We start from the raw sequence: 10,663 nt of genomic DNA, 5'->3' as shown, positions 1-10,663 counted from the left end.
GCCACAAAATGCTCCAGGCCAGATGGAACAACGACTTCCTTCTCCGCGCCCTCGCCCATATGCGATAGCCCTACCCTGGGCACGACCTCTGTGCAGTTGTTCGGCTCCACGATCTACGCGCAGTATCTCGTCATCCTGGCGGCGCTCGCCGTGATGATGGCGATCCAGCACACGCTGTTTCAGCATACGGCGCTCGGTCGCGCAATGCGCGCCACCGCGCAGGACGCTGAAGCTGCGCGGCTGATGGGCATTCCCACCGCCCGCATCATCGCTTTCATCTTTGCGTACGCTACCATGCTCGCAGCCTTGGCGGGCTGGCTGATCGCGCCGCTGTCTTACGTATCTTCCGACATGGGCGTTAACCTGTCGCTCCGTGCCTTCGCAGCGACCATCCTCGGCGGCTTCGGCTCGATCCCCGGCGCGCTCGTCGGTGGCCTGATCTTCGGCGTCATCGAGTCGGCGGGATCCTTCTACATCTCGTCGGAATATATCGACGTGATTGCGTTCGGCGTCTTGATCGCAGTTCTGATGTTCCGCCCGCAGGGCATTTTCGGCGAACTCGAACTGGAGCGTCCATAAATGACCGTCGACGGAAACACGCTGACGATGCGTACGCTCGCCCTTCTGGTGATCGGCGTTGCGATCCTTTGCGGCCTCGTCCTGCCGCAATTCCTGTCGGTGTATTATCTGCAGGTCGCAGACGTGACATTGATCAACATCCTCTTGGTCCTCGGGCTCAATTTTATTCTCGGCTTCGGCGGCCAGATGTCGCTCGCACAATGCGCATTCTTCGGCATCGGGGCGTATGGATTCACGCTGCTTCAGGCCGCAGGCATGCCGGTGCCGGTCGCCGCGATCGGCGCGATCGCAATCTCCGCCGCGGTGGGGATGGCGCTGGGCTGGCCGACATTGCGGCTGAAGGGGCACTACCTCGCCCTGTGTACGCTGGCTTTCGCGCTGATCGTCGAGCGGCTGCTGGTGAACTGGGAGGGACTGACCAACGGCGCCAACGGCATCACCGCGATCCCGGGCATCGGGCTTGCCGGTGAGAACGACAAGATGCTGTGGGTGTTGCTCGCGATCGTCGCTTGCGCCTATCTGCTCCAGGTCTGGATCGCCAATGGTCCGCTGGGTCTGCGCATCCGCGCGCTGCGCGACGATCCGCTGGCGGCGCAGGCCATCGGCGTCGATATTTCGCGGCTGAAGATCATGCTGTTCGTGATCTCGGCCGCCTATGGCGGTCTTGCCGGCATCTGCTACGTGCTGCTGCGCGGCTATATCAGCCCCGACGTCTTCTCGTGGCAGTCGACCTTCTCCTACCTCGCCATGGCGGTGGTCGGCGGCCTCGGCAGCCCCCTTGGCGCCGTGCTCGGGGCCATCCTCTATACCTTCGTGCCGGAGCTGTTGCGCTTCATGCAGGAATACTACTTTGCCGTGTTCGGCGTTATGGTCATCCTCGTGATCACCTTCTTCCCTGCCGGTCTCTCCGGACTGGTTCTGTCCGCCTTCCGCAGTCTTCGCCGGCGCGAAAAATCCTATGCACGATCGGACGTGACGCATCATGAACGCGCTGCTTGAACTCTCCGGCGTCACCAAACGCTTCGGCGGCCTGACGGCGCTCGAAGACGTATCGCTCACCGTCGCGCAGGGCACGATCCATGCCGTGATCGGCCCCAACGGCTCAGGCAAGACCACGCTGTTCAACATCATTAGCGGCATCTATACGCCGACCGGAGGCGAGGTGCGTTTCGAAAGCGCCGTCGTCACGTCGAAGCCGTTGCACCAGCTCGCGGCAATGGGGCTGGCACGCACATTCCAGAATACCCGCCTGTTCGGCTCGATGACTGTGCGCCAGAATGTCCTTGCCGCGCGGCACGGCAGGGCTCATCCGTGGCGCTTCGACCAGGAAAACGCACGCCGGGTCGACGAGATCATTGCGTTCGTCGGGCTTGCCGACGTTGCCGATGCGAATGCCGCCTCGTTGCCGCAGGGACAAAGGCGGTTGCTCGAAATCGCCAAGGCGCTCGCGCTGGAGCCGCGCCTCGTGCTGCTTGACGAGCCGCATGGAGGTCTCAACCACGCCGAGACCGCGCGCCTGATCGAGGTGATCCGCCAGATGCATGCGCGCGGGATGACGATCCTCTTGATCGAGCACGAGATGGAAGTAGTGATGACGCTCGCCGACCGGATCACTGTGCTCAATTTCGGCAAGGTGCTGGCCGAGGAGCGCCGGCCGAGATCCAGCGCAACGACGCCGTCATCGAGGCCTATCTCGGCCGTGCCGACCGCGAGGCGGAGCTCCATGAACAGGTCGGCCGCGCGAGCGAAGGCACCGGCGCGCCGCTGCTTGAGGTCTCCGATCTCGTGGTCCGCTACGGTGACATCGAGGCGGTCCGGCAGGTGTCGCTGAAGGTCGGTGTCGGCGAGTTCGTGGCGCTGCTCGGCAACAACGGAGCAGGCAAATCCTCCACGCTGAAGGCGATCGCGCGTCTGGCGCAGGCATCGGGCTCGGTGCGCTTCACAGGTCAGGAGCTGATCAGGGAGCCGACCGAGCGTCTGGTCGGAATGGGACTGGCGCTCGTTCCCGAGCGCCGGCGGCTGTTCGGCGGATTGACAGTCATCGAGAACCTCAAGATCGGCGCCTATGGGCGACCGCACGGTGAACTGGCGGGATTGATCGAGGAGATGCTCGAACTGTTCCCCAACCTCAAGCGCCTGTCGGCATCGCTGGCCTTCTCGCTCTCAGGCGGAGAGCAGCAGATGCTCGCCATTGCCCGCGCATTGATGAGCCGTCCGCGTCTGCTGCTGCTCGACGAGCCGTCGCTCGGACTTGCTCCGCTGCTGGTCGAGCAGGTTTTTGGCAAGCTCGTGGAAATCAATCGGCAGGGGACGGCGATCCTGCTGGTGGAGCAGAATGCCCGCATGGCGCTCGCCGTCGCCCACCGCGGTTATGTGCTGAGCTCGGGACGTATCGTTGCCGAGGGAAGCGCCGCCGAGGTCGCGCGCGATCCCCGCCTGATGGGCGCCTATCTCGGCCACGGCGAGGCCGCCGAATAAGCTAGCGGGCTGGATTTGGTGCTCACGAGAGCCGTCGCCGTCGCGGCTTGAAAGGCGGATCGCCGTGGTGCAGATGGAGGCCGGGTCACAATGGAGGCCGACATGAACGCCCACACCCTGCCGCGCCCAACAACGGAAGTCATCGCCGCTGTGCGCGCGAGGCTCGCTGAACGCCTGGGCGCGCGTGTCACGGTCTCGCAGGCGGTGGTCGACCAGCACAGCCACGGCGAAGGCCTGCCGGCAGTCGGTGTGCCCGATCTCGTGGTCTTTCCCGAGACCAACGAGGAGGTCGCCTTCGTTCTCGCGCTGTGCAACGAACACCGCGTGCCGGTCACGCCCTTTGGCGCGGGGTCTTCGCTGGAGGGCCAGCTTGCAGCTCTTGCCGGCGGCGTGTCGCTCGATATGACGCGCTTTGACAAAATCCTGGAGGTCACACCGGACTCGCTCGACTGCCGGGTCCAGGCGGGCGTGACGCGCGAAGCCCTCAACGCGCATGTCCGCGACACCGGCCTGTTCTTTCCGGTCGATCCAGGAGCCAATGCCTCGATCGGCGGCATGGCCGCCACGCGGGCCTCCGGCACCAATGCGGTGCGCTATGGCACGATGCGTGAGAACATTCTCGGCCTCACCGTCGTCACGCCCGATGGCCGCATCGTCCGCACCGGCAGCCGCGCGCGGAAGTCATCTGCTGGCCTCGATCTCACCCGTCTCTATGTCGGCAGCGAAGGAACGCTCGGCGTCATCACCGAAATCCAGCTCAAGCTTTACGGCCAGCCGGAGACGATCGTTGCCGCCGTCTGCCAGTTTGCCTCGCTTGAAGGTGCTGTCGCCGCTGTCGTGACGGCGCTGCAATCCAATCTGAAGATGGCGCGCATTGAACTGCTCGACGAGGTGCAGATGCGCGCCGCAATCCGCTATTCGAAACTGGATTATGTGGAGACGCCGACGCTCTTTCTCGAGTTTCACGGCACGCCGAACGGAGTGCGCGAGGAAGTGGAGATGATGCAGGCGATAACAGCGGATCACGGCGGCGGCGCGTTTCAATTCGCCGAGCGGCCGGAAGACCGGACGCGGTTGTGGAAGGCGCGCCACAATTCCTATCAAGCGGTGATGGCGCTTGAGCCCGGTAAGGCCAATATGGGTACCGATGCCTGCGTGCCGATTTCGGCGCTGCCGGCCTGTCTGCTGGAGACCAAGGCGGACATTGTCGCATCTGGCCTGACGGCGCCGATCGTCGGCCATGTCGGTGATGGTAATTTCCATCTCGGAATCCTGTTCGATCCGAAGGACGCGCAAGAGACTGAGCGCGCCGAGGCGCTCGCCTTTCGCACCGCGCGCCGAGCCATTGCGATGGGAGGCACATGCTCAGGCGAACACGGCGTAGGGCTGCACAAGATCGTGCACATGCAAACGGAGCACGGTGAGGGGGTGGCGCTCATGAAGGCGGTAAAGACGGCGCTGGACCCGAGAGGAATCATGAATCCGGGAAAGATCTACCCGTTGAGCAACTGATTTCCCGCGCGCGCTGTTTGAAGACACCACGCTCTTTCCGCCGAATCTTTGGAAGCGAGTTCGGGAGATGTGGCTGCCACAACTTCCCAAATATTCATGGAAAGAATTCCCGAAGCTCCTGCTGAGAACGGCGTGCGAACATTCTCGGTCACGGAATCATCATGGACCAACCGTGCTTATCGCGCGCATGGCGCATATTCTTTAGAACGATTTCAAAGAATGCATGATGTTGTTTCATCGTTGTTAGACAGGCTCTGCGAGCAATTCGCCGCAACAGCATCGCGAGCTTAGATCATTTCTATTGGGCGTTTCTCCACCCCCTGCAGAAGCGCGTGTTAGGACGAATCCAGGGACCTGCAAGTTGCCTGGGGGTGTTAGGCATGACGTAAGACGTCGGGGCGAGAAATGTTCTGCGTGCTGTTGCGCTGGGAGCGGCGAGTTACCTCGCGCTTTCCTTGGATTTTTTGGACAGTCAGAAAGTATTTGCACAAGGAAATTTGCCGCCCGTCACCGTAGACGCACCAACGAGATCAAGGGTGCGACAGACGAGCCAGAGGCCGCAGACCTCCACGACACGCGTGCAAAGGCGCGTTGCTGCCCCGGCTCCTCGCCGGGTTGAGCCGGTCCCGTATGCGGTGCCTTCGACGGGAACGCTTGGCGCGCCGCCCGCTCCCTATGCCGGTGGACAGGTCGCAACAGGCGGAAGCCTAGGACTGCTGGGCAACCGCAGCGTGATGGATACGCCGTTCAACCAGACCAGCTACACGGCGGAGCTGATTCAGAATCAACAGGCGCGTACTATCCGCGACGTTTTGGCGAACGATCCTTCCGTCAGAGTGGTGCAGGCGGCGGGCGGTGGCGCCGATAGCCTCTTCATCCGCGGCTTCTACTATGACAGTTGCGATTACGCGTTGAACGGACTTTACGGAATCGCACCGTGCTATTCTACCGGTGCGAACTTCATAGAGCGGGTCGAAGTGCTGAAAGGGCCGAGCGCGGTGCTCAACGGCATGACGGTCGGAGGCACCGGTGTCGCAAGCGGCGGCGCCGTCGGCGGCAGTGTCAATCTCCTCACCAAGCATGCGCCCGACGTCGATATTACGCAGCTCACCGGATTTTACATTTCGAAGTCTCAGTTTGGCGAGGCCATCGACGTCAGTCGGCGCTACGGCGAGCACAAGGAGTGGAGCGTTCGGCTAAACAGCACCTATCGCAACGGCAATACGCCCTGGAACCGCCAGAACGACGAACTCGGCAATGTGGTGCTGGGCCTCGACTATCGTGGCGAGAACGCGCGCATGGCGGTCGATATCGGTTACCAGGCCGACGTCCTGCATCCGCCGTTGCGGTTCTTCACCATCGCTCCAACCACGACCTTCATTCCTCCACCGCCGAAGGCCGGAACCAATTTCCAGGTACCTTGGGCGTTCTATGAGCCGACGGACTTTTTCTCGACCGCGAGAGGCGAGGTCGACTTGACCGACTGGATGACCGCGTACGCGTCGTTCGGTTATCACGACAGCAACATCAACTATGCCTATCCGTCGCCTATTCTCACCAACGCGACGCGAACGGGAGCACTCCAGGTGGGCGACCTGGCTTCGAACCCGTTCACCGGAAAGGAGACATTCGAGACCTTTGCGGGCGAAGCCGGTGTTCGCATCAACGCGGATACGGGCCCGATCAATCACGCGATCAACGTCGGTTACTCAATCAACGATCGAACCCATAGCCAGCGCGTTCTGACGCCCCCGGGCGGCGGCACGATCTTCTGGAACCTCTACACCGAGCCGACCAATATTCCTCGTCCCAATTTCACTGTGGTCGGCGCCAATCAGCTCACCGGCGTCAACCTCTGGAGCGTCGGTGTTTCCGACACGATGTCATTCCTGAACAAGCGCGTTCAGCTAACGGTTGGCGTCCGTCGTCAGACCGCAGGAAGCGAGGTCACTAATTTTCTTACGCCCGCGTCAAGCAGGCCGGAGAGCGACGCTTCGGTATGGACGCCGGCTTACGCAATCGTCGTGAGACCGGTCGAGAACATCTCGCTCTATGCGAACTACATCGAAGGTCTTCAAACACCGGTCGTCGTGTCCGGCGCGTTTTCCAACGTGGGAACCGTGTTTCCACCGGCTCAAACCAAGCAGGCCGAGGCGGGCGTGAAGATCGATACAGGTCGTCTCACCACGACCATGAGCGTATTCGACATCTCTCAGCCGAGCATCATTGCGGTGCCTGGGCTGCCGCAACCCTCGCAGCAGCTCAACGGCGAGCAGCGCAACCGCGGTGTAGAACTCAACGTGTTCGGCGAGATCACGCCCGAGCTTCGATTGCTGGGTGGCGTAGCCTTGATCCGAGGTGAACAGGTCAGAACGCCTGGCGGTCTCACCGATGGCAGAACGGCCATCGGCGTGCCGGCCGTCACTGCGAACATCGGTGCGGAGTGGGACACGCCGTTCGTGCGCGATCTCACGCTGACGGGGAGGGTGATCTACACCAGCTCGCAATATGTCAACGTGACGAACACACTCACGCTGCCGGAATGGACGAGGGTGGATCTCGGCGCGCGATACACCTTCACGTCTCCCTGGAACGGTAAGCCGATCGCGGTTCGTGCCAGCGTCGAAAACGTCTTCAACGAGGCCTACTGGGCATCCGCTTATAGCGGCGTGATCACGCTCGCCGCTCCGCGCACGTATCTGCTGTCGACGACGTTCAATTTCTGAGACTCCGCCACGTTGCTGGCCTCCATGATTTACCGCCGTGGATTTTCGTCCACGGCGGTATTTTTGTCGGTGCTTCCGTCAGGTGTCAGAAGGGGCGATAAGGTGCCATTGCGCGACAGATCCAAGCGCAGGAGGTACCGCGAGGACCGTTGGGCTTGGTCCTGCATCGACGATGACCTCATTTGGCGGAACTGCGAAACCTAGCCCGGCCGCTTTCAGCAATGCCTCCTTGAGGGTCCAATAGCGGAGAAACAATCGGGACCGGGATATCTCCGACGCTTTCCGCAGAGCAGCTTGTTCTTCGGCGGCCAGGACCAGCTCGCTCATGGAATCCAGATGATCCACTTCGCGTAGGGGTTCGACGTCGACCCCGATGGGCATGCGTGCTGTTGCGACGGCAACGGCGCCCCTGGCATGACTGAGGCTGAAGTCGATTTCCTGCGGATCGATGAGAAGGACCGGCTTGCCATTCGCCGACGGTGCAAACCGCAGGGCATTGGGCGGTCGGCCTACTATATGTCCAAGGATCAGACGTGCTCCGGCGTGGGCGGCCAGATAACTGCGCCGATCCTCATGATGCCGGAGTCGCGCCAAGTGGTTCGTTTCCTGCACGTCAAGCAGCGCGGCACTTTGCTCAAGAAGAAGCGCGGTAGGGCCGGGCGTGGCGCCTTCCTCCGGCGGGGAGACTGCGGCCAGCCAGAACGCGATCTCTCGGGGTGACGGTCCTCTGACCGGCGCCGGGAGGTTCGGATGGGGCAACCATCGCAGGCGCAACTCATCGTTTTCTGGCGTGACACGCTTGACAGCGATTGCCCAGGCGACCGCCGTTGTTGCCTGCAACGCGGTAAGCGATGAGGCGAAGCCTTCCTGTCCGGTGTAGACAGCGTTTTTCATGCAAGGTTGATCAATCTTACAGCGGCTCCGGTTCGATGCTCTTAGCCAATTGGCTACGGCAAGCGGCGATTCGAAAGGAATATCGATTAGAATCCATCCGACGACCTACAATGGAGTCGAAGCTTCCTTGTATTGTCGGTAACATCGGCCACCGGTTTTCTTGAACTGAGCGACATATCCAGCATTGAGCGGTACCCCTCGATCAGTACACGCGCTCTTTTGGCGGGATTGACTGGACCTCGTTTGAGAGAGGCTGCAAATGCACTGGTCTGTAGTCGAGGCGCGCACGGCCATCATCGTCGAGCCAGCACAGGGTGTGTTTCAGCCAGTTTTCGTCATCGCGTTTGGGGAAGTCTTCCCGCGCATGGGCGCCGCGGCTTTCCTTGCGACCGATCGCTGAATGAAGGCTGACGCTCGCCTGCGCAAGCATGTTGTCCAGTTCGAGTGTTTCGGCCAGATCGGTGTTGAATATCATCGTGTGATCGGTCACTCCAACGTCATTCCGCATCGTGGCGATCACGTCGTTAAGCTTTGCCAGTCCTTCGTCCAGCAGAGCGCCGGTACGGAACACGGCGCAGTGGCGTTGCATGGTCTGTTGCATGGCCAGCCTGATGTCGCCGGCGACAGTCTTGCCTTTGGCCCACCTGATGCGATCGAGACGCGCGATGGCACGATCGGTCGCCTCGTCGGGCGCTGGTGCGTGGCCCTCTTGCGGACGCAAGGTCTCTATCACGCGGTGAGCCGCTGCTCGTCCAAACACGATGATGTCGAGAAGCGAATTGGAGCCAAGGCGGTTCGCGCCATGCACTGAAACGCAAGCCGCTTCCCCGATCGCCATCAGTCCTGGAACGACTGTTTCCGGATCGCCGTGGCGAGACGTGACGGCTTCGCCATGCAGATTGGTCGGAACTCCGCCCATGTTGTAATGGACGGTGGGCAGCACCGGAATTGGCTGGCGTGTGACGTCGACGCCTGCGAAGATTTTCGCGGTCTCGCTGATACCCGGCAGGCGCGTGTGCAGGAGCTCCGGGTCGAGGTGCTCCAGATGTAGTTCGATATAGTCCTTGCGCGGACCGCAGCCGCGCCCTTCGTTGATCTCAATCGTCATGGCGCGGCATACGACGTCGCGTCCGGCAAGATCCTTTGCGCTTGGTGCGTAACGCTCCATGAAGCGCTCGCCTTCGGAGTTGGTGAGATAGCCGCCTTCGCCGCGCGCCCCTTCCGTGATCAGGCAACCGGAGCCGTAGATGCCGCTCGGGTGAAACTGCGTGAATTCCATGTCCTCGAGCGGCAATCCGGCCCTCAGCGCCATTGCGTTGCCGTCGCCGGTAGAGGTATGAGCGGCGGTGCAGGAGAAGTAGACGCGGCCGTAACCACCAGTCGCCAGCACAGTGCGGTGAGCATTGAAGCGGTGGATGGTCCCATCTTCCATGTTCCACGCCAACAGGCCACGACAGGCGCCGTCATCATCCATCAGCAGGTCCAACGCGAAATACTCGATGAAAAACTCCGTGCTGTGAGTCAGGCACTGCTGATAGAGCGTGTGCAGGATGGCATGGCCCGTCCGATCGGCCGCCGCACAGGTGCGCTGGGCCATCTTCTTTCCGTACGCGATGGTCTGGCCGCCAAAGGGACGTTGATAGATCCGACCATCCGCGGTGCGGGAGAAGGGCACGCCATAGTGCTCCAGTTCCAGCACGGCGGGCACGGCTTCGCGGCACATGTATTCGATCGCGTCCTGATCACCGAGCCAGTCGGAGCCCTTGACCGTGTCGTACATGTGAAAGCGCCAATCGTCGCCATCGCCCATGTTTCCAAGCGATGCGGCCATGCCGCCCTGTGCGGCGACGGTGTGGCTGCGCGTCGGAAAGACCTTTGTGACGCAGGCCGTCTTGAGGCCTGACGATGCCATTCCCAGTGCCGCGCGCAGTCCGGCGCCGCCGGCACCGACGATCACCACATCATAATTGTGGTCGATGATTTCGTACGCCTTAGCCATCCTGCTGTTCTCCCAAGTTTGCGAACTGGTCTTTCTGAGTTCAGCGGTATTCATCGGATCGGCGAACAGAAGGCTTATCGATCTCCGACCGTTCTAGCGACACCACTCAATATGGCATCGAGCAGGCCAAATTCCATCGGCCTGGCTGTGACCATGCCCATCGCTTCGCGGAGAGATTCCGATATCGTCAAATGAGATGATACGTATCTCATTATTTGAATTTTCAGGACGGAGATCGAACCTATATCTTCCTGCATCAGATATTCAGGGGATCCCGTTGGCAAACGTCGCCGCGCTTCGCTGTTCGGAGGACTTGTCTCTTCGCGGGTTCGGTCGCAAGTCGGCCAATCGCATTGCCGGAGGTGAGGATATGAAGCTCCCGACCGTTCTATCGGCCGTCGCCGCGCTAGGCCGTGTGGACAGTTACCTTATCCAGAGCAGAGTGGCGGCAATGGCGACGACGGCGAAGTAGTTT

Annotated in this window: 7 protein-coding genes and 1 pseudogene; 6 read left to right on the top strand and 2 right to left on the bottom strand. The window is 61.4% G+C overall.

Going from position 1 to position 10,663, the window contains the following annotated elements:
• The 6 genes and pseudogenes from AAFX91_RS33950 to AAFX91_RS33925 all read left to right on the top strand — a co-directional run.
• Window positions 1-579: branched-chain amino acid ABC transporter permease (locus tag AAFX91_RS33950; protein ID WP_394569470.1), on the top strand; the 579-nt coding region annotated here is incomplete at its 5' end.
• A complete protein-coding gene (locus AAFX91_RS33945; RefSeq protein WP_130577606.1) occupies window positions 580-1,578 on the top strand; it encodes a branched-chain amino acid ABC transporter permease in 999 nt (332 codons plus the stop codon).
• Window positions 1,562-2,002: pseudogene (locus AAFX91_RS33940) on the top strand (ABC transporter ATP-binding protein); the annotation flags it as partial. The gene AAFX91_RS33945 and the pseudogene AAFX91_RS33940, both read left to right, overlap by 17 nt.
• Window positions 2,003-2,364: 362 nt before the next feature.
• The gene (locus tag AAFX91_RS33935) at window positions 2,365-3,057 is read left to right on the top strand and encodes an ABC transporter ATP-binding protein (RefSeq protein ID WP_394569469.1); all 693 of its coding nucleotides are present in this window, start codon (window positions 2,365-2,367) and stop codon (window positions 3,055-3,057) included.
• Window positions 3,058-3,159: 102 nt separating this feature from the next.
• Window positions 3,160-4,569 (top strand): FAD-binding oxidoreductase, encoded by a 1,410-nt coding sequence (locus tag AAFX91_RS33930; protein ID WP_207234405.1) that lies wholly within the window; start codon window positions 3,160-3,162, stop codon window positions 4,567-4,569.
• Between the two features lie 410 nt (window positions 4,570-4,979).
• Window positions 4,980-7,295: a TonB-dependent receptor gene (locus AAFX91_RS33925; protein WP_394569471.1), complete on the top strand. Its 2,316-nt coding sequence runs from the start codon at window positions 4,980-4,982 to the stop codon at window positions 7,293-7,295.
• Between the two features lie 78 nt (window positions 7,296-7,373).
• Here the strand turns inward: AAFX91_RS33925 and AAFX91_RS33920 are convergent, their stop codons facing one another.
• Window positions 7,374-8,189, bottom strand: coding sequence for a 4'-phosphopantetheinyl transferase family protein (locus AAFX91_RS33920; protein WP_394569468.1), 816 nt, complete (start codon window positions 8,187-8,189; stop codon window positions 7,374-7,376).
• Window positions 8,190-8,391: 202 nt separating this feature from the next.
• Window positions 8,392-10,188 (bottom strand): succinate dehydrogenase flavoprotein subunit, encoded by a 1,797-nt coding sequence (gene sdhA, locus AAFX91_RS33915; RefSeq protein ID WP_394569467.1) that lies wholly within the window; start codon window positions 10,186-10,188, stop codon window positions 8,392-8,394.
• Window positions 10,189-10,663 lie beyond the last annotated feature (475 nt).

Origin of the sequence: Bradyrhizobium sp. 31Argb (assembly GCF_043638955.1) — a bacterium.
In the GTDB taxonomy this organism is placed as follows: Bacteria; Pseudomonadota; Alphaproteobacteria; order Rhizobiales; family Xanthobacteraceae; genus Bradyrhizobium.
This window is presented reverse-complemented; position numbering and strand designations above follow the sequence as displayed.

Coding starts and splice junctions, on each gene's coding strand:
- sdhA (WP_394569467.1), bottom strand. CDS start 10,188: ATGGCTAAGGCGTACGAAATCATCGACCACAATTATGATGTGGTGATC.
- AAFX91_RS33920 (WP_394569468.1), bottom strand. CDS start 8,189: ATGAAAAACGCTGTCTACACCGGACAGGAAGGCTTCGCCTCATCGCTT.
- AAFX91_RS33945 (WP_130577606.1), top strand. CDS start 580: ATGACCGTCGACGGAAACACGCTGACGATGCGTACGCTCGCCCTTCTG.
- AAFX91_RS33930 (WP_207234405.1), top strand. CDS start 3,160: ATGAACGCCCACACCCTGCCGCGCCCAACAACGGAAGTCATCGCCGCT.